Below are 20,301 nucleotides of genomic sequence, written 5' to 3' on the forward strand. Positions count from 1 at the left end.
TTGTAGCAGAAAGACGGAGGCGGATGATGCTCGGTGACTGGTGCTACTTCGCGGCAGCTGCCGCCTACGTCGTCGCGATGCTGGTGCACGCGGTCGACCTCGTCATCGGCGACCGCGTGGCGGTCGGCGCCGCGCGGGCGGTCGTCGCGGCGGCGGTCGGTGGCCCCGCGCCCGACGTCACGCGGCCGGTCGGACTCCGCCTCGGCCGCATGGCCGCGTACGTCACCGTCGCCGGGGCCGGGCTGCACGCCGCGTCGATCGTCCTGCGCGCGATCGCAACGGGCCGCTGGCCGCTGGCCAACATGTACGAGTTCACCGCGGTGATCACGTTCGCGATGGTGGTCACGTGGCTCGTCCGGCTGCGTCGCCGGCCGCAGCTGAGCCGGATCGGGGTGTTCGTGCTCGCCCCCGTGTCGGTGCTCGTGTTCCTCGGCGGCACCGCGCTGCACGTCGCGGCCGGACCGGTGATGCCCGCGCTGCGGTCGCCGTGGCTCGCGGTGCACGTCACGACCGTCGCGCTGTCCTCCGGCGTGCTCCTCCTGGCCGGGCTGGCGTCGGCGGCCGTCGTCGCGGCCCGCTCGGACCGGGTACCGCGCATCGTCGGCGCGCTGCCACCCGCCGACGAGCTCGACCGGCTCGCCTACCGGCTCACCGCGGTCGCCTTCCCCGTGTTCACCTTCGCGATCGTCGCCGGAGGGATCTGGGCGGAGTCGGCGTGGGGCCGCTTCTGGGGATGGGACCCCAAGGAGACCGTCGCGTTCATCTCCTGGGTCGTGTACGCCGCCTACCTGCACGCCCGCGCGACAGCGGGCTGGCGCACCCGCGGCGCGGCGTGGATCAACGTCGCCGCCGGCGCGACCGTGGTCGTCAACCTGTTCGTCGTCAACCTCGTCGTCGCCGGTCTGCACTCGTACGCGGGGTACTGACGGTGCTCCCTCGGATGGTCCGGGGACGGAGGCCGAGGTCTGGGACGTCGAGGCCGACTTTGACGGCTGCTGCTCGCCGAGCTCGGCCACCGCGGATGGTCCGGCGGGCCCGGGCAGCCCGCCAGCGCGAGGTGGACGTGCGCTTCACGGTGGGCGACGCCGCCGACCCGCCCGCCGCGTACGGGCACGGCCTGCTCGTCCTGAGCGAAGGCTGCTGGTCGTCTCGCCGATGACCGAGCTGTGGGGCGTGGCGATGACGGACGAGCGCTACCGCGTCTCTGTCGGCGTGTGGACGGCGCGCGAAGGTTGACACCCTGCCCCGCGGGGAAGACACCGTGTTGCGGCCGCGCGGCCGGTCGCCCGACGAAGGCGGTGTCTCATGGGTCTGATCATCGGTCTGCTGGTGCTGTGGGTCGTGCTGGCGGTGGTGGGGTTCGTCGTGAAGTCGTTGTTCTGGCTGGCGATCGTGGCGCTGGTGCTGTTCGTCGGCACTGCCGTGTTCGGGGCCGTTCGCGGGCGCGCGGTGCGGTGAGTCGCGCGCACGGCGCCCGTCGTGTGCAAGCACATGTCCTCATCGGGCGGACGGATCGCGAGTAGTGCACCTCGCGCCGCGGCGGCTGCTCGGCCCGTGACTCGTCCTGACCAGCGGCGCGGTGGTTGCGGTCTTTCCGGGGCTCTGCCCCGGACCCCGGCGCCTCCCTCCGGTGGAGCTGTCCGGCCGACGGTGGAGCCACTTACCCGCGCCTATTCGTGATCGACACGGGCGAGATGAACCTGAGCGGGGATTTCCGCGCCCAGAACCCCGCTGATGTTCATCTCACCCGTGTCGATCTTCGTCATTCGACCCGGCGCCAAACGGTGTCTGACCTGCGACAACCGGCACCCGTTCGAACCTGCGTTCGGGTATCATTGGGGCATGACCGAGAACCCACTCGCCCAGGCCGCGAGCCTGATCGAGCAGGCGTTCACGGCCATCTCCGACAACCCCGACCCCCTCGCCGCACTCCTCGTTCTCGAGGGTGTGTCACGGCAGGTCGACCGGGCCAAGGTTGCCGCGATCGCCGCTGTCGAGCGCGACGGCACCCTTTCCGAGAAGGGCTACCGCACCACCGTTGCGGGGTTGAAGGATCTGCTTGGCTGGGATCACGAGACTTCCCGCCGGCATGTCACCGTCGCCGAGCACGTTGGGCCGCGGGTCGCCCTGGACGGCGAGCCGTTGGAGCCGGTGCTCCCGGCCACCGCGGCCGCGTTCGCCGATGGTGCGGCATGTGGACACCATCGCCGCGCTGATGAACTCCCGGCCGGCCTCCCGGATCAGTCTCGCGGATCGGGTCTCGATCGAGGCCAGCCTCGGTGAGGCGGCCCGCACCTTCACTCCGCGGGAAGTGCGGCTGATGGGGCTGGAGCTGTTGGCGGCGGCTGATTTGGACGGGCCGGAGCCGGATGAGCGGCCCGGTCGTAACGAACTGCAGATGGGTGCCAACGCTGATGGCAGCGGGTGGCTGCGTGGGCAGTTCGAGGATCCGTTGGCGTTCGCGGCGATCCGCACCGCGATCGAGGCGCGCACCCGACCGACTCCCGAGAATCGGGGCACCACGAGTGCGGAGCGCAACGCTGCGGCGTTGGCGGAGATCTGCGGGTTCGCCCTCGGCCACGGCGCCTCCGGCGAGGTCGGTGGGGAACGCCCGCGGGTCACCGTCACGATCCGCCTCGACGATCTGGAAGACCGGGCCCGTACGGCGATGCTGGACACCGGGGGACAGTTGACTCCCGGGCAGTTGCGGCGGCTGTTGTGCGATGCCCACCTGGTCCCGGTCGTGCTCGACGGGGACAGCCAACCTCTCGATGTCGGCCGTACCCGCCGCCTGGTCCCGCCTTGGTTGCGCCGCGTGGTTGCCCTGCGCGATCACGGTTGCGCCCACCCCGGCTGTGATCGACCACCGTCGTGGTGCGAGGTCCATCATGTGATCGAGTGGCAACACGGCGGCGCGACCGCCTTGGACAACCTGGTCATGTTGTGTTGCCAGCATCATGATCAAGTCCATTCGACCGAGTGGCGCATAGACATGTCGTCCGGGAAACCGGAGTTCATCCCGCCACCCTGGATGGCTGATCTGTGGGCTGCGCCGTGACCGGGACAGCACTGTGCCCGCAGGCAGGTGTGAGGCTCCACCGTCGATCGGGCGTGCGCAGCAACGCCGCAGCACCGGTCCGGCCGCAAACACGTTTCACCGTTTGCGGGCGGGCCGGGGCTGTGGCATCCCGTCAGGGCGACCGGTCGGCGGTGGAGCCGACCCGCTCGTTCCCGCTCCACCAGAGGAGGGCCGGGGTTCGGGGCGGAGCCCCGAGAAGCCACTGCGTCCGCCGGGCAGACCGGTCGACAGCCGAGCCTCCGGTTCCACGTCGCCCGCGGTCAGGGGTGCTGGTCGAGCAGTTCTGCCGCGGCCTTTCGCAAGGCGGCGTGCATCTCCGGGTCGGTGCGGAGGTGGCCGCTGTTGGCCCAGCGCAGGTCCAGTCGTGGGCCGTACGCCGTGGCGAGGTGGTGGGCGCTGGAGGCGGGGGTGCAGAGGTCGAACCGTCCGTGCACGGCGATCGCCGGGATGTGGGTGATGGTGGGGAGGTTGTCGAGGATGTGGCCCTCGGGGACGAAGCAGCCGGCCAGGAAGTAGTGCGTCTCCAGGATGGCGATGCTGAGCGTGGCCGGGTCGTCCGCGATCTCCGCCTCGAGCGTGGTCGGGTCGTACTGCACCGACAGCAGCGCCGACTCCCACAGCGTCCACTCCCGGGCGAAGAGCTGTCGGCGGGCGGGGTCGGGAGAGCGGAGCTGGTCGGCGTAGAACCGCATCACCGACGTCCCGCTGCCGCGGTGCTCCGCGGGGACGTGGCCGATGAACCGCTCCCACTCCGCCGGCAGGTGATGGCGGGGGTAGCCCTCGTTCACCCAGTCCGACTCGAACTGGGTGGCCAGGTAGATGCTCCACAGCAGCAGGGCGCGGACCGCGTCGGGGTGGGCGATCGCGTACAGGAGCGCGAGGGTGGAGCCCCACGACCCGCCCGCGACGACCACCCGACCCAGTCCGAGGTGTCGCCGGAGCGCCTCGACGTCGGCGACGAGGTGCCGGCTGGTGTTGTGCTCCGTCGCGGCGAACGGCGTGCTGCGACCACAGCCGCGCTGGTCGTGGAACACCACCCGGTGCCGGGCAGGGTCGTAGAGGCTCTTGTGGCTGTCGGAGAAGCCGGCGCCCGGCCCGCCGTGCAGGTGCACGACGACGAGCTCGGCGTCCGGGTTGCCCCAGTCCTCCCAGTACAGGGAGTGGCCGTCGCCGACGTCCAGCCGACCCGACCTGTTGACGTGATCCGTGGCCCCCGCCGGCATGGCGGTGAGCCTACGGCGGCGGTCAGGCGACGGCGAAGAGAAGGGCCGCGCTGATCAGGACGACGACCGCGGTCGCGAAGTGGATGCCGAACGCGGTGGCCTTCGTGCCGCCGTTGCGCAGCACGATCACCGTGTCACCGAGCGGCACCAGCGCGATGACCAGGGCGAACCAGGCCGCGGCCGCGGGGCCGGCGAAGAGCAGGAGTGCGAGCCCGACCAACCCGCTCGTGCCGTCGCGCAGCCCCTTGATCGTCAGGTAGGCGCGGTCGCCGCCCGGCTTGGCCGCGACGCCGTAGCCCGCGGCGGCCGCCCGGGGCGCGAACAGGAAGCGCGCCCCGATGAAGACGATGAACACGTCGAGCAGGACGGCGAGGCCGTAGGCGGTGGGGGTGAGCACAGGAACCTCCATGAGCTAGCAGTGCTAGGAACGAGATCGACGGTAGCATGCCGACGACAGAAGATCTAGCGACGCTAGAAGGTCGGACGTGTGCTTGCTGCACCGTTGTGCGCGGATCGGGACGTCGCTACGCTGCTCCGTCGTCGATGCGTATCGATCTGGGACATCAGGGTGGGCAATGGCGGCACCGACGTACCGGGCAGCGCGCTGCGTCGTCGGGCGGCACGGCAGCCACGACACCGCGCCGGCCACGCGCTGGGAGGACGGCTTCCGGTCCGGCGACGGCGACTGCGGCCTGGTCATGCTGGGCGACCCGCTGGCGGAACGACTGCTGCTGAGCGGACGGCGCTACCCGCTGCCTGGCAGCTCGACGGACCAGCAGGGGCACCGCGGCGTCGTGATCGAGCTGGACCGCGCGGTGCTGGCGCCGGCCGCGGACTACCGCCGCGAGGCGGACTTCCGCACAGGCGAGGTGACCGTCCACTGGACCGATGTCTCCGGCTCGTGGCGCAGCCGCGCGTTCGTCTCCCGCGCCGACAAGGTGCTGGTGTACGACCTGGTCGGGCCCGCCATCGACCTCACCGTCCGGCTCTCCACCAGCCGCCCCGACCCCGGCCCACAGGCCGAGACCGGCGGCCCCGGTGAGGTGCTGCTGACGATCCCCGGTGGTGCCACGGGCCCCGGCGCCGTCACGCGGCTCGTCGCCGTGGACGGCCCGGCGCACGTCGACGGTGCCGCGGCGGTCGTCCGCGGCGCGTTGCGGCTCGTGCTGCTGGCCGCGCTGGACCGCTCCGGCCAGGGGCCCGCGCTGCGCCGCCGCCTGGCCGCGCTCCCGATCGACTACCCGCGGCTGCTGCGCCGCCACGTGGCGCTGCAGGCGCCCGCGTACGAGCGCATGGAGCTGGGGTTCGGCCTGCCCGCGGGGGTCATGGTCGGCGCCCGAGCCGGACGACGGTGCGGTGGTCAGCCGCGGGAGACGATCAGGTGGGCGGGGTGAACCGGCCGTCGACGGCGGTCCAGCCGCCGTCGACCATCAGCGTGGCGCCGGTGACGTAGCTCGCCGCGTCGGAGGCGAGGAACACGACGGCGCCGGCCAGTTCCTCCGGCTTCGACCAGCGCCCGAGCGCGCTCTTGGTCGCGTAGGCGCGGTACCAGTCCGGTTGGGCCTTGATCTGCGCCGTCAACGGGGTCTCGACGACGCCGGGGGCGATCGCGTTGACCCGCACCCCGGCCTCGCCGAACTCGGCGGCCGCCGTCTTGACCAGCTGGATCGCCCCCGCCTTCGTCGCGGCGTAGACGGACTGGCCCGGCTCGACCACCAGACCCCGCACGGACGAGAACACGACGATGCTGCCCGCGCGGCGCTCGACCATGCCCCGGCCGAACGCCTGCAGCACCGTGAAGGTGGCGGTGAGGTTGAGCGAGACGACGCGGTCGAACTCGGCGGGGGAGTAGTCGAGGATGCGCTTGCGGACGTTCGTCGCCGCGGTGAGCACCAGCACGTCGACGGCGCCGATCTCGTCCGCGGCGCAGTGCACGGCCGCCGCGTCGGTCACGTCGAGCGCGCGCGCCTCCCCGTCGACGGCGCGGGCGGTCTCCTCTGCGGTCGCCGCGTCCTTGTCGGCGCAGATGACGTGCGCGCCGTGGGCGGCCAGCGCGCGTGCCGCCTCGCGGCCGATCCCACCGGCCCCGACGAGCAACGCGCGCTTGCCGTCGAGCCGGAACAGTGTGCTGTAGTCGGTCATACCCCTACTCCGTCGGTCACTGGGGCCGGATGATCGCCATGCGGGTCACGGTCAGCTCCTCGATGGCGAACCGCGGTCCTTCCCGCCCGATGCCGGAGTCCTTGACCCCGCCGTAGGGCATGACGTCGGAGCGGAACCCGGGCACCTCGTTGATCACGACACCGCCGACGTCGAGCTCGTCGATGGCGGTGAACGCGGTGGCGAGCGAGCGGGTGAACACGGCGGCGTGCAGCCCGTAGCGGGACCGGTTGACCGTGTCCAGCGCGCTCGACAGGTCGGGGGCCGAGTTGATCGCGACGACCGGGGCGAAGACCTCCTCGCACCACGCCTTCGCGGTCTCCGGGACGTCGAGCAGGATCGTGGGCTCGATCGTGCGGTCGACGACCCGGCCGCCGTGCAGCACCTTGGCGCCGGCCTGCTCCGCCTCGGCGATCCACGCGAGAACGCGCTCGGTGGCGGCCGGGTCGATCAGGGGCGCGACGCGGGTCGCGGGGTCGCGCGGGTCCCCGACGGTCAGCTCGCCGATCCGCTCGGTCAGTGCGGCGACGAACGCGTCGCGCACCGCGGCGCACACGATGATCCGCTGCACCGCGATGCAGGCCTGGCCGTTGAAGTAGAACCCGCCGCGCAGCACCGCGTCGGCGGCCTTGGCGACGTCGGCGTCGACGTCGACGACGAGCGCGGTGTTCGACCCCAGCTCGAGCAGCGTCTTGCGGGGTGCGGCGTCGCGGGCGATCCGGTGACCCACCTCGGCCGAGCCGGTGAACGACACGGCGCCGATGAGCGGGTCGGTGACCAGCGTCCGCCCGACCTCGGCGTCGCCGGTGACGACCTGCACGATCTCCGGCGGCGCCCCGTGCGCGACGGCGGCACGGCGCACGATGTCGGCCAGCCACAGCGTGGCCAGCGGGGTCGCCGGGGCGGGCTTGCAGATGACCGGGCAGCCGGCGGCGATCGCGGGGGCGATCTTGTGGCTGGCCAGCAGCAGCGGCGCGTTGAACCCGGCGATGCCGATGACCAGTCCGATGGGCTTGCGCACCCAGAACCCGATCAGACCGGCGCCGGCGGGTTGCACGTCCAGCGCCACGGTCTCGCCGTGCAGCCGCGCCACCTCCTCGGCCGCCGCCGCCCACGTGAACAGGGTGCGGGAGAACTCCACCGCGCAGTCCGACCGGGTCTTGCCGGTCTCGGCGACGAGCAGCTCGACGAACTGCTCGGACTGCGTCGCCAGCTCGCGCTCGACGTCGATCAGGATCGCGCGCCGGACGGCCGAGGTGAGTCGGCCGACCGGACGGACCGCGGCCACTCCCGCGTCGAGGGCCGCCTGTGCGTGCGCCACGGTGCCGACGGGGGCGTGCGCCACGATGGACCCGTCGTAGGGGAACACGACGGGGGCCTCCCCGGTATCGGTCCGCCATCCCGGGCCCACCGGCAGGCCGGCCGGGACGGCGGGAAGAACGATGCTCGTCGTCGAGCCCATCAGCAGATCTCCTCTGGACCGCGGTGGTCCCCGCCTGGTCTACGGCGAGGCTGGCGGAACGCCGTGCGGGTCAGCTGGTCCGACCAGTTGTGCGCCCACGAGGATGCCTTCCGTCGCGAGCCGCGTCAAGCGCAAGCGACAGTTACCAGGCACAACGCGGACATCTCTGGGCTCGCCTTGACGTCGAGCAACGACTCCATCAGTCTTGAGTCCGCTGTATCCAGATCTCGCCATCAACGGAGAGGGTGGCCGGCGATGCGCACCCACCACCTCGCTGTCATCGGCGGCGACGGGATCGGACCCGACGTGACCGCGGCCGCTCTCGACGGGGTGCACGCCGCCGCCGACCGCTTCGGGTTCGAGGTGCGCACCACGGACGTCGGGCTGGGCGCCGAGCACTACCTGGCGACCGGCGTCGCGATCGACGAGGAGTCCGTCGCCCGCCTGCGCGAGCACGACGCGATCCTGCTCGGCGCGGTCGGTGACCCGCGTGTGCCGCCGGGGATCCTCGAACGCGGCCTGATCGTGGCGCTGCGCGTGGCGTTCGGCCAGTCGGTGAACATCCGGCCCGTCCGCCTCTACCCGGGCGTGATGAGCCCGGTCGCCGGTGTGACGCCGGAGAACTGCGATCTGGTGATCGTCCGGGAGAACACGGAGGGCCTGTACACCGGCAGCGGCTCGACCGCGCACGCCGGCACGCCGGACGCCGTCGCGTTCCAGAACTCGATCACCACCGTGCCGGCGACCACGGCCGCGGTCGAGTTCGCGTTCCGGCTCGCGTCAGCCCGGCGCAAGCGGCTGACGCTCTGCCACAAGAAGAACATCCTCGTGCACGCCGGGCAGCTGTGGCAGGACGTCGTCGACGAGGTCGGCGCCCGCTACCCGGACGTGGAGCACGACTACGTGCACGCCGACGCCATGTGCCTGCACCTGCCGCTCGATCCCGGCCGGTTCGACGTGGTCGTCACGGACAACCTGTTCGGCGACATCATCAGCGACCTCGGCGCCACCGTGCAGGGCGGTCTCGGAGTGGCGGCGAGCGCCAACCACAACCCGACGGGCAGCGCGCCGAGCATGTTCGAGCCCGTCCACGGCTCCGCGCCGGACATCGCCGGCACCGGCTGGGCCAACCCGGTGGCGGCGGCACTGTCGGCCGCGCTGTGCCTCGCCGTCCTCGGTGAGCGCGAGGCCGCGCTGGCGCTGGAGGCGGCCGTGGGCGCCGTCCTGGCGGAGCTGCCCGCCATGGCCGGGCCCGCGATGGGCGCCGACACCGCCGAGATCGGCAGGCGGATCGCCGAGCGCGTCGGTGACGTCGACCCCGGCAAGATCGGTGACCCCGACCTGTCGCTGATGACGGCGCTGGCGCGGCTGGCCCCGCTCAGCGGTTGAGGCCCGGTACGCTCGGGTCGAGGCCGAGCTTCCGGGAAGGTGCGCGGTGACGATCGAGCCAGCCGCCGACGAGCGGGTCTTCCAGCGGGTGGTCGAGTACGTCCAGAACGCGATCGCATCGGGGGAGCTGCGGCCCGGTCAGCGGCTGCCCAGCGAGCGCGAGCTTGTGGAGAAGTTCTCCATCGGGCGGGCGTCGGTCCGCGAGGCGCTGCGCGTGCTGGAGAGCATGGAGCTGGTCCGGTCGCGGCCGCGCGACCCACGCGGTCCGCTGGTCCTGCCGGTGTCGGCGGGGCCCGTCCGCCGGTCCGTGGCCATGCTGACCTCGGCGAAGGCGTTCAGCCTCGCCGAGCTCGTCCAGTTCCGCATGATCGCCGACGCGTCGGCCAACCTGCTCGCCGCCAACCGCCGTACCGACGCGCAGCTCGTCGCCCTCGAACGGAACATGGCGCGCATGCGGCAGTGCCTGCGCCGCGGGTACGCGGAGTTCAGCCAGGCCGACATGGAGTTCCACGAGATCATCGCCGAGGCCGGCGGCAACCAGCTAGTGCAGATCTACGGCGACGTCACCCGCGAGGCCGTGCTCGCGCTGATCCAGCGCACCATCCTCGACGCCGACGACCGGACCGCGCTCATGCTGAAGTCGATCAGGCACCACCGCGCCGTGTTCGACGCCATCGCCGACCGCGACGGGCTGCTCGCCTCCCGCCTGGCCCGCGAGACCCTCTACGCCTACTACGCCGACCACGTCGACGAGGCGGACCGGGCGATCATGGCCGACCTGGTGCGGGAGTGCGGGGGACGGCTGCCCGGCTCATGAGCGGCTGCGCAGGCCGCTGAGCAGCAACAGCAGGCACAGCCCGATCAGGACGGGCTCGACGGTGTACGCGGCGGTCAGCCCGACGGCGTCGGCCAGCGCGCCGAGTGCGAACGGCGCGCCGACGACCAGCAGGCCGCCGAGCACCTGCGACAGCGCGTTGACCCGGTCCTCCCGGCCCGGTGCGGAGCCGAGCGCCAGGGCCAGGGCCAGCGGGTAGAGGTTGGCGATGCCCACCCCGGCCAGGAACAGGCCGACGACGGCGACCGGCAGGGGAGCGAGCCAGAACAGCGCGAACCCGACCGCGGTGCCGGCCAGCGACCCGAACTGCAGCGCGGTGGTGCGTCCGGGGCGGCGGGTGGCGAGCGCGCCGGCGACGCGTCCGACCAGCAGCCCGACGTAGTGGGCGCTCATGGCCGTGGCGGCGGCCGCCGTGGGCAGGCCGATCGCCGCGAGCTGCTCCGCGCCGTAGTAGACCAGGCAGAACTCGACGGCCATGCTGGCCGCGACCAGGCCGGCGAACAGCAGGGCCGCCCGCGGCAGCCGCGCGGTCCCCGCCGGGTGGTCGGGCGCCGCCCGGGGGAGCGGGTGGCGCCGGTAGCGGACGTTGAGCACCACGAGCCCGAGCACCGGCAGGACGAAGGCCGCCCGCCAGCCCAGCACCGTGCCGGCGAGCGCGCCCAGCACCAGCGGGGCGAGCACGGCGCACGCCGCGGCGCCCATGTTGGCCTCGGTGAGTGCCCGTTCGCGCTGGTCACCGTGCTGGTCGGAGAGGACCGCCTGGATGACGGTGAGCAGCGTCGTGCCGCCCAGCCCGAGCAGGCCACCGCCGATCAGCGTCGGCGCGACGCCGGGGCCGAGCACGAACAGGACGGCTCCTGCCGAGGACAGGAGCGCCGAGCCCCACAGCAGCCCGGCGCGGGACACCCGGCGCGCGAGCGCGGGGAACGCGATCCCGGTCAGCACTGCGCCGGCCGACCACGCGGCCGTGTAGACGCCCAGCAACGTGTAGGAGAAGTGCAGCTCGGCGCGCAGCAGGGTCAGCGCCGGCCCGTACCCGTAGTTCCAGAACGTGAAGCAGAGCAGGGCGGCGTAGCTGAGGACGGTCGGTGCGCCACGGCGGAACGCCGTGGCTGTGTAACGATACACGACTACACTGTACGAGTGCCCGGCCCCGACCGCCCGCTGGAAGGCCGCCCGACCATGCGGCAGGTCGCGCGCGCCGCCGGCGTCTCGCCGATGACGGTCTCCTACGCCTACTCCCAGCCGGGACGCGTGTCGCCGCAGATCAGGGAGCGGGTCATGGCGGCGGCGCGGGAGCTGGGCTACGTCGGGCCCGACCCGACGGCCCGGTCGCTGCGCCGAGGGCGGGTCGGCACGCTCGGCGTCGTGCTCGGCGAACACCTCGGCTACGCGTTCGACGACCCGCAGGCCGCGCGCTTCCTCGGCGGCGTGGCCGACGTGTGCGCGGCGGAGGGCGTCGGCCTGACCCTCGTGCCGACGTCCGGGGCGGCCAGCGACGTCGACCGCGTGACCAGCGCGGTGGTGGACGGCTTCGTCGTCTGGACCACCAGCGACGACGACCCGGTGCTCGACGCCGTAGCCGACCGCGGCCTCCCCGCCGTCGTCCACGCCGGGCCCGCGCACCGCGGCCTGCCCGTGGTCGGCATCGACGACCGCGCGGCGGCCGCGGCGATCGGGCGCACGGTCTTCGCCGGCGCGCGCCGCCCGGTGGTGCTCGGCTTCCCGCTGGACCGGGCCCGGGTGCGGCAGCTCCTGGCCGGCCCGCAGGTGGGGGAGGTGCGGTTCCCCGTGACCCGGCGCCGCTGGGCGGGCTTCCGCGACGCGTGGACGGCGGGTGGCCGGCCGCTCACCGACCTGCGTCTGGCGGTGTGCCCGGCCAACAGCACCGCGGCCGGCGCCGGGTTCGCAGCCGAGCTGCTCGCCGGCACCGACCCGCCGGACGCGATCGCCGCCATGAGCGACGAGCTGGCTTTGGGGGTCCTCCAGGTCGCGGGCGGCGCCGTGCCCGACGCCGTCGCCGTCAGCGGCTGGGACGACAGCGAGGCCGCCGAGGCGGCCGGACTGACGACCGTGGCCCAGTCCCTGCGCGAGCAGGGCGCACAGTGCGCCCGCATCGCGCTGGGCCAGCCGGCGGCGCCGGCGGCCCCACAGTGGAGGGTGGTCGCCCGGTACACGACACGCTGACGCGCTCACGCACACCGTCGAGTGCCCACGCACACGGTGCGACGTGTGCGTGGGCACATCAGCGTGTGCGTCAGCCGCCCGACGGGGCCAGGCGGATGGCCTCGACCTGGCCGTCCAGGCGCAGCGGGCCCGCCGCGTGCGGCACCAGGAGCGTGTCGCCCCGGCGCACGGCCAGGTCGTCCTGTTCGCCGGCCAGCCGGCCTGCGCCGGACACCACCACGAGCACGCCGAAGCCCTGCTCCACGCGGTCTCCGCCGCCCAGCCTGCGAGCGGAGAAGAACTCGTCGGCCGTCTCCGGCAGCAACCGGGACGGGGTGCCGCGCAGGCCGTCGAGGCGCTCGGGGGTCCACGCCGCCCGGTCGACGCACTGCAGCGCCAGGTCGTAGCCGAGGCCGAGGTGCCCGTCGGCCACCCCGAAGGTCTCGTACTCCAGGAGCACGGAGAAGTCGGTCGGTTCCTGCACCTCGACCAGCAGGATGCCCTCGCCGATCGCGTGCGGCAGGCCGGCCGGGCAGAAGATCGCGTCGCCCGCCGCGACCGGCACCCTGTTGGTGGCCGCCAGCATCTGCCCCGTGTCCTGCGCGGCCACCCAGCCGGCCAGCTCGTCGGGCGAGACGTCGCGGGCGAACCCGAGGTGGACGTAGGCGTCCGGCACTGCGGAGACGATCACCCACGCCTCCGCCTTCCCGTACGGCGACGCCAGGTGCGACAGCGCGAACCGGCGGTCGGGATGGACGTGCAGGGGCAGCCGCTGCCCGGCGTCGAGCAGCTTCACCAGCACGCCGGCGTCGGTGCGCTGCGGCCCCAGCCACCACGCCGGATCGGCGCTGATCGCATCGGCCAGCACCCGGCCGTCGGGCAGGGTGGACAGGCCGCTCGGGGCGAGGCCGAACCGGGTGGTCGTCGAACCGACCCAGTCCTCGGGGCGGTCCGGCGCGGCCGGCGCGGAGCGGAACGCGGCGATCCGGCCGGCACCGCGGTAGAACGTCTCGGGCTGGTTGGCCGGCAGCACCTCGACGGTCATCGAGCCTCCTTCCGGGAGAGCGCTGCCAGGAACCCGCCGACGAACGTGTCGCCGAGCCCGACGGTGGTCGGGTGCGCGACGTCGAGCGCGAAACCGGGCACGCACCGGACATCGTCCCCCATTCGCTCGTGCAGCTCCGCCGCGAAGGCGACCGACTCCGGCCGGCGCGGCCGCCGGCTCATCCGCTCGACGTCCTCGTCGGTGAATCCGTCGCCGTGGCCGTACCGGACCGCGGCCAGCACGGTGCCGGTGTCGAGGGCGTCGACGTACTCGACGGCGCGGTCGGCGAGGACCAGCGCCCAGTACTTCGTGTGCAGCACCAGTGCCGGCACGGGGACGAGCGCGTGCACCTCGGTGAGCGCGGCCGCCACCTCGGGCGCCGACAGCAGGTCGACGGGGTGGCCGAGGTAGGCCTGCAGCTCGTCCTCGTTCATCCCGTGGACGTCGATGGCGTCGAGCAGCGCGGCCCGGACGCGGCTGCTGAACGCGGGCACGTGGTACGCGGCGTCCTCGAAATACGTCACCGCGCCGGGCGGCAGCCGGCGCATGTGGGCGCGCAGCGCGCGGAGCCGCTCATCCAGCGCCTCCTGGTCGCGCATGGCGTTGAACCCGGAGATCAGGAAGATCTCCGCCGCCTCCAGGCGTGCGCCGAGCTCGTCGTCGAGCAGCATGGCCTCGTTGGCCGGGTCGTTGACGTAGATCAGCCGGTTGGGGAACGGCGCGCTGACGTCGACGTCGCCGGCACGGACCCGCAGGCCCTGCTCCCACTGGACGATCAGGTGCGGGTGCGCGGAGTCCGCGTCGGCGCTGCACAGGTACTCGCCGCCGGCCGGGAGCAGCCTGCGCACCGTGTCGTCGATGCTGACCAGGTGGAATGTGGCCGGCACGCCCAGCCGGCTCATCGCGAGCCCGGCCCGCACCGACGTGCCGCCGAGCGTCGTCCGGTGCGGGAACCGGCCGGCGAAGGTCTGCAGCGCGGCGGCGGAGGCGACGAAGTGCTCGCCGCCCCCGCCCCGCGCCACGTACCCGAGGATCGACACGACGAGGTCCCGCTCGCCGGCCACGGGCGGCGGCGATGCCAGTTCCGCCGCCCGGATGCCGAACTCGCTGACGAGCCGTTCCAGGACGTCCGCGGTCAGCGTCAGCTCGTGGTCGACGCAGCCGCCGAGACCCAGCACCACCCGCGACGCGTCGGTCATCGGTAGAGCGAGGCCTTCCCGGCGGCTCCGAACAGCTCGATCTTCTGGGCGGCGACCACGTTCATGGCCTCGATGCACGCGGGCTGGATGGCGTTGGGTTCGCGCATCTTCGGGTCGTTGCCCAGCACCTCGCGCATCTTCTCGTGGTACGCGATCTTGATGTCGGTCGAGATGTTGATCTTGTTGATGCCGATCCTCGCGGCCTCGCGGATCTCGTCGTCCGGGTTGCCGGAGCCGCCGTGCAGCACCAGCGGGATCGACACCCGGCTCTTGATCTCCTTGAGCAGGTCGAGCTTGAGCTCCGGCTTGAGGTGAGCCGGGTAGAGGCCGTGGAACGTGCCGATCGCGACGGCCAGGCTGTCCACTCCGGTCTCCTCGACGAACGTGACGGCGTCGTCGGGATCGGTGTAGATGATCTCGGCGGAGCCGGCCTCCGCGTAGCTGTCGTTGGCGCCGATCGTGCCGAGCTCGGCCTCCACCGACAGCCCGAGCACGTGCGCGGTCTCGGCGACCTTCCGGGAGATCGCCACGTTCTCCTCGAACGGCTTCAGCGAGCCGTCGATCATCACGGACGTGAAGCCGAACCGGATCGCCTCGAGGATCTGCTCGTAGGTGGCGCCGTGGTCCCAGTGGATCGCGATCGGGACGGTCGAGCGGTGCGCGCGCTCGATGATGCCGGTGATCATGTCGCGGCCGATGTGGCGCACCTCGTCGGGGTGGATCGCGACGAGCAGCGGCGCGTTCGTCTCCTCGCTGATCTCCACGATCCCCTGGAACATCGCCCAGTCGCTGATGTTGAAGGCGGGCACGGCGAAGCTGTGCTCGTTGGCGACGTCGAGGATGACCTTGCCGGTCGTCAGCATTGCTGTGGTTCTCCTTCTGGAGCGGGTCAGGCCTTCACGGCGCCGGCGGTGAGTCCGCCGATGAATCGCCGTTGGAACAGGAGGAAGAGGAGGAGGACCGGCACGGAGCCGAGGATGCTCATGGCCATCATCTGGTTCCACTCGTACGAGTGCTGGCCCATGAGCAGCTGGATGCCGATCGGCACCGTGCGCATGTCGTCGGTGCGGGTCAGCGTGAGCGCGAACAGGTACTCGTTCCACGAGATCATGAACGTGTAGACGCCGACGGCGATCAGGCCGGGCACCGAGATCGGCACCAGCACCCGCCACAGCGCCGTCCAGCTCGTGCCGCCGTCGATCTTCACCGACTCGTCCAGCTCGCGGGGCAGGGTGTTCAGGTACGCGGTGATCATGATGATCGCGTACGGGAGGGTGAACACCATGTGCGTGAGGATCAGCCCGAGGTAGGTGTTGTAGAGCCCGAGCCCCACGACGAGCCCGAAGTACGGGATGACCAGCGTGATCGGCGGCACCACCTGGACGCTGACGATCACCGCGTTGATGGTCCGCTGGAACGGGAAGCGGAAGCGGCTGAACGCGTAGCCGGCGAGCAGCGCCACCAGCAGCGTCAGGACCGTCACCGCGAACGCGACGACGTAGCTGTTGAGGAAGAACCGCAGCTGGGCGGCGTTGCCGAGGATCTCGCGGTAGGCGTCGAGGGAGAAGGCGTCGGTGATCAGCTGCGGCGGGTTCTGGAACACCTCCCCGTTGCTCTTGAACGAGGTGGAGAGCATCCACAGCACCGGCAGGCCGGCGAACAGCGCGCCGAGGACCAGCCCGGTGAGGACGCCCGTCTTCGCGAGGGCGCGCTTCGTCCTGATCGTGACCATCACTGCTCCCGCTGCTGGCGCACGTAGAAGAAGGCCAGGACCGTCGTGAGGAGCAGGACGACCACCGCGGCGGCGGACGCGGTCGCGAACTCGTACTCGCTGAACGCCTGCTTGTAGGTGTAGGTGCTGAGCACCTCGGTGGCGTTCAGCGGGCCGCCGCCGGTCATCATCCAGATCAGCGCGAACTGCTGGGACGTCCAGATCAGGTCGAGCACGGCCATGCTGATGATCACCGGCCGCAGCTGCGGCAACGTGACGTGGACGAACCGCTGGAACCAGTTCGTGCCGTCGACGGCCGCCGCCTCGTAGAGATCGGCCGAGATGCCCTGCAGGGCGGCCAGCAGGCTGATCATGAAGAACGGGTAGCCGGACCAGATGTTGGCGAACGTGACCGCCCACAGCGCCGTGCCCGGGTCGCCGAGCCAGCTCACGCCCTCGCGCAGGAGGCCCATCGTCTGCAGCACGTAGTTGACGACGCCGGCCGGGTCGAGCAGCAGCCGCCAGATCACGGCGATCACCGCGATCGTGAACAGCCACGGCAGGATGTAGACGATGCGGAAGACCGCCTTCGTGACCCCGCTCAGCAGCTTGGTGTTGAGCATCATCGCGAAGGCGAGACCGAGCACCAGGTGGGCCACGGTGCTGACGGTGATGAAGACCGCGGTGTTGCCCAGCGCCGCCAGGAAGTCCGCGTCGCTGAGCACCTTCGCGTAGTTGACGAGCCCGGCGAACACCGGGTTCTTCTTGACGATCACGTTGTCGCGGAACGAGTAGCCGATCACCATGACGATGGGGACCACCATCAGCACGGTGAGCAGCAGGATCGTGGGGGACAGGTAGCCGTAGGGGACCAGGCGCCGCCCGACGCCCGGCCGCTGCCGGCCGGAGACCATCGCTCCGGCCGGCAGCGCAGTGGTCGGGGCAGCCGCGGGATCGATGTTCGCGGACGTCATGTCGTCCCGGTCACCCGATCACCGACGACCACGACTGCTGCGACTTCGCCAGCGCGTCGTCGACGCCCGCCTTGCCGGTGAGCACGAGCTGGAGCTGCTCGTCGAAGGTGCGCATCAGGTCCTCGGACTTCGGCAGGCCGACGAACTCGTTGGCCGGGTAGCCCTGCTGGTAGATGTCGAAGGCCGTCTTGAACCGCGCGTCGCTGCCGGTGAAGTCGGGCTGCGCGGTCTTGTTGCCGGGGAAGCCGTTGGCGATCGTCGCGAGCTTCGCGTTGACGTCCTTGCTGAGCAGGTACTGCACGAACGCGAACGCCTCGGCCTTGTGCTCGGTGGAGTCGGAGATCCCGATGCCCCACGACGCGTACGGGATGCCGCGCTTGCCGGTGTAGGCGTCGTCGGCGGGCACGGCCGCCACCTCGAAGTTCAGGTCCGGCTTGTTCTTCTTGATCAGGTTGATGTGCGCGAGCGAGTCGATCATCATGCCGACCTGGCCGTTGGTGAACTTCTCGACCTTGTCCTGCTCCTTCATCGTGAGCGAGCCGGGGGCGATGACGCCCGCGTCGTTCAGGCTCTTCACGTACTCGACGGCGCTCTTGACCCCGGGGCTGCCGAGGTCCGGCTTGCCGTCCTTCAGCATGCTGCCGCCGGAGGCCCACAGCCACGACATGACGTCGTTCTGCACGCCGTTCGGCACGGCGGTGTCGAGCGGGAGCGCCCAGCCCTTGGCGTCACCGCCGGTCGCGCTGATCTTCTTCGCGGCGTCGAGGAACTGGCTGCGCGTCGTGGGCACCGCGGAGACGCCGGCCTTCGCGAGCAGGTCCTTGTTGACGAACAGCGGGTAGACGAAGTTGACCACGGGGATCATGTACGTCTTGCCCGAGACCTGGACCTGGCTGGCGAGCTCGCCAGGGTCGTAGTTGGTCTCGGCCATCAGTGCGGACATGTCGGTGATCGCGCCCTGCTTGGCGAAGTCGTTGACCCACGCGCCGTCGAGTCCGACGACGTCCGGCAGCGTCTGCGAGGCCGCGCCGGTGACCAGCTGCTGTTTCGTCGACGCGTAGGGCGCGCTGAGCAGCTTGACCGTGACGTTCGGGTGCTGCGCGGTGAAGCCGGCGACGATCTTGTCGAACTCCCCGGCCGGGAGCTCCGCGCCCCACCACTGGGCGAACTCCAGCGTCACGGGGCCGTTGCTCGGGGCTGCCGCGCTCGAGCCACCCGAACCGCACGCCGCCGTGACCGCGAGCGACGCGGCCACGGTCGCCGCCGCGAGCAATCGCTTCAACCGGGATGCGCGGATGGGCATGGCGAGCTCCTTCATTGGAGAGGGCACTGTTCTCTGCTGCAGCGGCGTCACGCTAGCAGCGCTGTAACAGCGGAAACAAGAGAAGAACCGCAGAAAACTGCAAAGTCGGGCGCTGGAGTGCGCCAACTGGACGGATGGCGCTGCAACTCTCTGCGGTTCTGTTCGCGTGGTTGTGGCATACTGCCGCACTCGTGGAGGGGGAGCAGTGAGCGCTGACAGTCAGGAACGGCAGCGGCGGCTGCCGGCAGGCCGCAAGGCGCAGCTGGCCGCCTACGTCGCGGAGACGGGCCAGGTCACGGTGGGGGAGCTGGCCGAGCGGTTCGGGGTCTCGATCGACACCGTGCGGCGCGACCTCGACCAGCTCAGCGCCGACGGTGTGCTCGTGCGCACGTACGGCGGCGCCGTCAGCCTGTCGACGGCCTACCGCACCGACAGCGCCGTCGACCAACGACTCCTGCTCCTGGCGGAGGAGAAGGAGCAGATCGCGGAGCTGGCCGCGCCGCTGGTCCAGGACGGCTCGACCATCATGGTCAACGGCGGGACGACCACCCTCGCGCTGGCCCGCAGCCTGCGGCAGCACCGCGACCTCACGGTCGCGACGAACAACCTGCTGGTGCCTGGCGCGCTGCCGCCCACGGCGATCCGAGACGTCTACATCTTCGGCGGTGCGGTGCGCACGCTGACGCTCACGACCATCGGGCCCGTCAGCTTCCGGGCCGCCGGCGGCGCCGAACTGGACATCAGCTGCGACCTGGCGCTGATCGGCGTCGGCGCGGTGTCCGCGGACGGCGGCTACACCACCAGCCACCTCGGCGAAGCCGCGATGATGCAGGAGATGATCTCGCGCGCGGCGCGCGTCGCGATCCTCGCCGACTCGTCCAAGTTCGGCCGCCGCCTCTTCGCGCAGGTGGCGGAGCTGGGCAGCGCCGACTACCTCGTCACCGACACCGCCCCACCCCCCGACCTCCGCGACGCCCTCGCCGCGAGCGGGGTGGAGGTGATCACGCCGGGGTGACCCCGGGTCGAGGGTGCGGCCGGCGGGACCCGCCCGCCCGACCTCACACACGGCCAGGCCCGTTCACACACGTCCGGGCAAGCGCTGGATTGATAACACTTCCGCATCCGTCCTCGTCGGATATGGCGTTGCCTGAGCGGAGGTTGTCCTAGTACTCCAGCCGGAGATCGTGATCATGTCTCGGATCGGGCGCGGTATTGGTGGCGTCGTCGCCAGTCTGTCCAGGTCAGGGCAATGGCGGGGCGGCGGGCGGGGTCGAGGACGAGCTGGTTGAGCAGGCGGGCGATCTCGTTGCAGGTCAACGTGATCAGCCCGGCCGGTGTCGGGTCGCGGTCTCGTTCGGTTACAGCCAGCACCGCGAGTAGGGCGTGGGCGAGCATCGCGATCAACGTCCAACGCCGCCACGAGGTCCAGCGCCGGACCTGATGCTCGTCCAGCCCGGTCAGGCCCTTCGCGGCCTGAAAGGACTCCTCGACGCTCCACCGCGCACCGGCGACCCGAACTGGTTCGGGCAGCCCGACCGGCTCGGGTGCGTAGCAGCGGTAGAACGCCAGCTGCCGTGACCGGGGTGGCGCCGGATCAACAGTCCGCGCTGCACCCCCACCGTCGGCGCGGCCATGCTGCGCACACCCGACCGACGGCGGAGCCTCAACTCGCGCTGATCGACGAGCCATGCGATGGCCGACGGATCGGCGATGAAACGGAGCAGCTCGCCGTCGCGACCGGCCAAGCGTAGGTGT

The 20,301-nt window shown here is 71.7% G+C and carries 20 protein-coding genes and 1 pseudogene; 9 read left to right on the forward strand and 12 right to left on the reverse strand.

Translation table 11 applies throughout. From position 1 onward, the window contains the following. The first annotated feature begins 26 nt into the window (after window positions 1–26). From ccsB to ACQEVB_RS40520, 4 genes are all read left to right on the forward strand, one after another. Window positions 27–926 carry a c-type cytochrome biogenesis protein CcsB gene (gene ccsB, locus ACQEVB_RS40505; RefSeq protein WP_432985191.1) on the forward strand — a complete coding sequence of 300 codons (900 nt, stop codon included), beginning with the start codon at window positions 27–29 and terminating at the stop codon, window positions 924–926. Between the two features lie 379 nt (window positions 927–1,305). Continuing rightward, window positions 1,306–1,458 carry a hypothetical protein gene (locus ACQEVB_RS40510; RefSeq protein WP_432985194.1) on the forward strand — a complete coding sequence of 51 codons (153 nt, stop codon included), beginning with the start codon at window positions 1,306–1,308 and terminating at the stop codon, window positions 1,456–1,458. Between the two features lie 384 nt (window positions 1,459–1,842). Continuing rightward, window positions 1,843–2,283 carry a hypothetical protein gene (locus ACQEVB_RS40515; RefSeq protein ID WP_432985197.1) on the forward strand — a complete coding sequence of 147 codons (441 nt, stop codon included), beginning with the start codon at window positions 1,843–1,845 and terminating at the stop codon, window positions 2,281–2,283. Next, window positions 2,195–3,058, forward strand: coding sequence for a DUF222 domain-containing protein (locus tag ACQEVB_RS40520; RefSeq protein WP_432985200.1), 864 nt, complete (start codon window positions 2,195–2,197; stop codon window positions 3,056–3,058). Before ACQEVB_RS40515 ends, ACQEVB_RS40520 begins: the two co-directional genes overlap by 89 nt. Window positions 3,059–3,339: 281 nt before the next feature. Here the strand turns inward: ACQEVB_RS40520 and pip are convergent, their stop codons facing one another. Both pip and ACQEVB_RS40530 read right to left on the reverse strand, forming a co-directional pair. Beyond that, window positions 3,340–4,302 carry a prolyl aminopeptidase gene (pip, locus tag ACQEVB_RS40525; RefSeq protein WP_432985203.1) on the reverse strand — a complete coding sequence of 321 codons (963 nt, stop codon included), beginning with the start codon at window positions 4,300–4,302 and terminating at the stop codon, window positions 3,340–3,342. A gap of 22 nt (window positions 4,303–4,324) precedes the next feature. After that, window positions 4,325–4,699: a DUF4267 domain-containing protein gene (locus ACQEVB_RS40530; RefSeq protein ID WP_432985206.1), complete on the reverse strand. Its 375-nt coding sequence runs from the start codon at window positions 4,697–4,699 to the stop codon at window positions 4,325–4,327. 178 nt (window positions 4,700–4,877) lie between these two features. Here ACQEVB_RS40530 and ACQEVB_RS40535 point away from each other — a divergent pair, with 178 nt between their 5' ends. Then, window positions 4,878–5,696, forward strand: coding sequence for a glycoside hydrolase N-terminal domain-containing protein (locus tag ACQEVB_RS40535; RefSeq protein WP_432985209.1), 819 nt, complete (start codon window positions 4,878–4,880; stop codon window positions 5,694–5,696). Here ACQEVB_RS40535 and ACQEVB_RS40540 read toward each other — a convergent pair. Both ACQEVB_RS40540 and ACQEVB_RS40545 read right to left on the reverse strand, forming a co-directional pair. Continuing rightward, a complete protein-coding gene (locus tag ACQEVB_RS40540; RefSeq protein WP_432985212.1) occupies window positions 5,680–6,444 on the reverse strand; it encodes an SDR family NAD(P)-dependent oxidoreductase in 765 nt (254 codons plus the stop codon). The two genes, ACQEVB_RS40535 and ACQEVB_RS40540, sit on opposite strands and share 17 nt — an antisense overlap. Before the next feature lie 16 nt (window positions 6,445–6,460). Beyond that, on the reverse strand, window positions 6,461–7,924 hold the full coding sequence (locus ACQEVB_RS40545) for an aldehyde dehydrogenase family protein (RefSeq protein WP_432985215.1): 1,464 nt from the start codon (window positions 7,922–7,924) through the stop codon (window positions 6,461–6,463). A 255-nt stretch (window positions 7,925–8,179) separates the two neighbouring features. Here ACQEVB_RS40545 and ACQEVB_RS40550 point away from each other — a divergent pair, with 255 nt between their 5' ends. Together ACQEVB_RS40550 and ACQEVB_RS40555 are read left to right on the forward strand one after the other, a co-directional pair. Continuing rightward, the gene (locus tag ACQEVB_RS40550) at window positions 8,180–9,313 is read left to right on the forward strand and encodes a 3-isopropylmalate dehydrogenase (protein ID WP_432985218.1); all 1,134 of its coding nucleotides are present in this window, start codon (window positions 8,180–8,182) and stop codon (window positions 9,311–9,313) included. A gap of 46 nt (window positions 9,314–9,359) precedes the next feature. Continuing rightward, on the forward strand, window positions 9,360–10,130 hold the full coding sequence (locus tag ACQEVB_RS40555) for a FadR/GntR family transcriptional regulator (RefSeq protein ID WP_432985221.1): 771 nt from the start codon (window positions 9,360–9,362) through the stop codon (window positions 10,128–10,130). Here ACQEVB_RS40555 and ACQEVB_RS40560 read toward each other — a convergent pair. After that, complete coding sequence (locus ACQEVB_RS40560) at window positions 10,125–11,276, reverse strand: MFS transporter (RefSeq protein WP_432985224.1); 1,152 nt, start codon at window positions 11,274–11,276, stop codon at window positions 10,125–10,127. The two genes, ACQEVB_RS40555 and ACQEVB_RS40560, sit on opposite strands and share 6 nt — an antisense overlap. 15 nt (window positions 11,277–11,291) lie before the next feature. Here ACQEVB_RS40560 and ACQEVB_RS40565 point away from each other — a divergent pair, with 15 nt between their 5' ends. Next, window positions 11,292–12,335, forward strand: coding sequence for a LacI family DNA-binding transcriptional regulator (locus ACQEVB_RS40565; protein WP_432985227.1), 1,044 nt, complete (start codon window positions 11,292–11,294; stop codon window positions 12,333–12,335). A gap of 70 nt (window positions 12,336–12,405) precedes the next feature. Here the strand turns inward: ACQEVB_RS40565 and ACQEVB_RS40570 are convergent, their stop codons facing one another. From ACQEVB_RS40570 to ACQEVB_RS40595, 6 genes are read right to left on the reverse strand one after another with little or no spacing between them, the layout of a single operon-like run. Further along, entirely contained in the window at window positions 12,406–13,359 is a 954-nt protein-coding gene (locus ACQEVB_RS40570; RefSeq protein WP_432985230.1) for a class I mannose-6-phosphate isomerase, read from the reverse strand. Next, window positions 13,356–14,558 (reverse strand): ADP-dependent glucokinase/phosphofructokinase, encoded by a 1,203-nt coding sequence (locus ACQEVB_RS40575; RefSeq protein WP_432985233.1) that lies wholly within the window; start codon window positions 14,556–14,558, stop codon window positions 13,356–13,358. The genes ACQEVB_RS40570 and ACQEVB_RS40575 overlap by 4 nt, the downstream gene beginning before the upstream one ends. Next, the gene (locus ACQEVB_RS40580) at window positions 14,555–15,421 is read right to left on the reverse strand and encodes a ketose-bisphosphate aldolase (protein WP_432985236.1); all 867 of its coding nucleotides are present in this window, start codon (window positions 15,419–15,421) and stop codon (window positions 14,555–14,557) included. The genes ACQEVB_RS40575 and ACQEVB_RS40580 overlap by 4 nt, the downstream gene beginning before the upstream one ends. Window positions 15,422–15,447: 26 nt before the next feature. Beyond that, on the reverse strand, window positions 15,448–16,290 hold the full coding sequence (locus ACQEVB_RS40585; RefSeq protein WP_432985239.1) for a carbohydrate ABC transporter permease: 843 nt from the start codon (window positions 16,288–16,290) through the stop codon (window positions 15,448–15,450). Next, the gene (locus ACQEVB_RS40590; protein ID WP_432985242.1) at window positions 16,290–17,243 is read right to left on the reverse strand and encodes a carbohydrate ABC transporter permease; all 954 of its coding nucleotides are present in this window, start codon (window positions 17,241–17,243) and stop codon (window positions 16,290–16,292) included. The genes ACQEVB_RS40585 and ACQEVB_RS40590 overlap by 1 nt, the downstream gene beginning before the upstream one ends. A gap of 10 nt (window positions 17,244–17,253) precedes the next feature. Then, on the reverse strand, window positions 17,254–18,546 hold the full coding sequence (locus ACQEVB_RS40595) for an ABC transporter substrate-binding protein (protein WP_432985245.1): 1,293 nt from the start codon (window positions 18,544–18,546) through the stop codon (window positions 17,254–17,256). Window positions 18,547–18,751: 205 nt separating this feature from the next. Between ACQEVB_RS40595 and ACQEVB_RS40600 the strand changes: the two genes are divergently transcribed. Beyond that, window positions 18,752–19,561 carry a DeoR/GlpR family DNA-binding transcription regulator gene (locus ACQEVB_RS40600; RefSeq protein ID WP_432985248.1) on the forward strand — a complete coding sequence of 270 codons (810 nt, stop codon included), beginning with the start codon at window positions 18,752–18,754 and terminating at the stop codon, window positions 19,559–19,561. A 173-nt stretch (window positions 19,562–19,734) separates the two neighbouring features. Here ACQEVB_RS40600 and ACQEVB_RS40605 read toward each other — a convergent pair. Continuing rightward, window positions 19,735–20,153, reverse strand: a pseudogene (locus ACQEVB_RS40605) (IS701 family transposase); the annotation flags it as partial. Between the last annotated feature and the right edge of the window lie 148 nt (window positions 20,154–20,301).

The organism is Pseudonocardia sp. CA-107938 (genome assembly GCF_050936315.1).
Lineage (GTDB): Bacteria > Actinomycetota > Actinomycetes > Mycobacteriales > Pseudonocardiaceae > Pseudonocardia.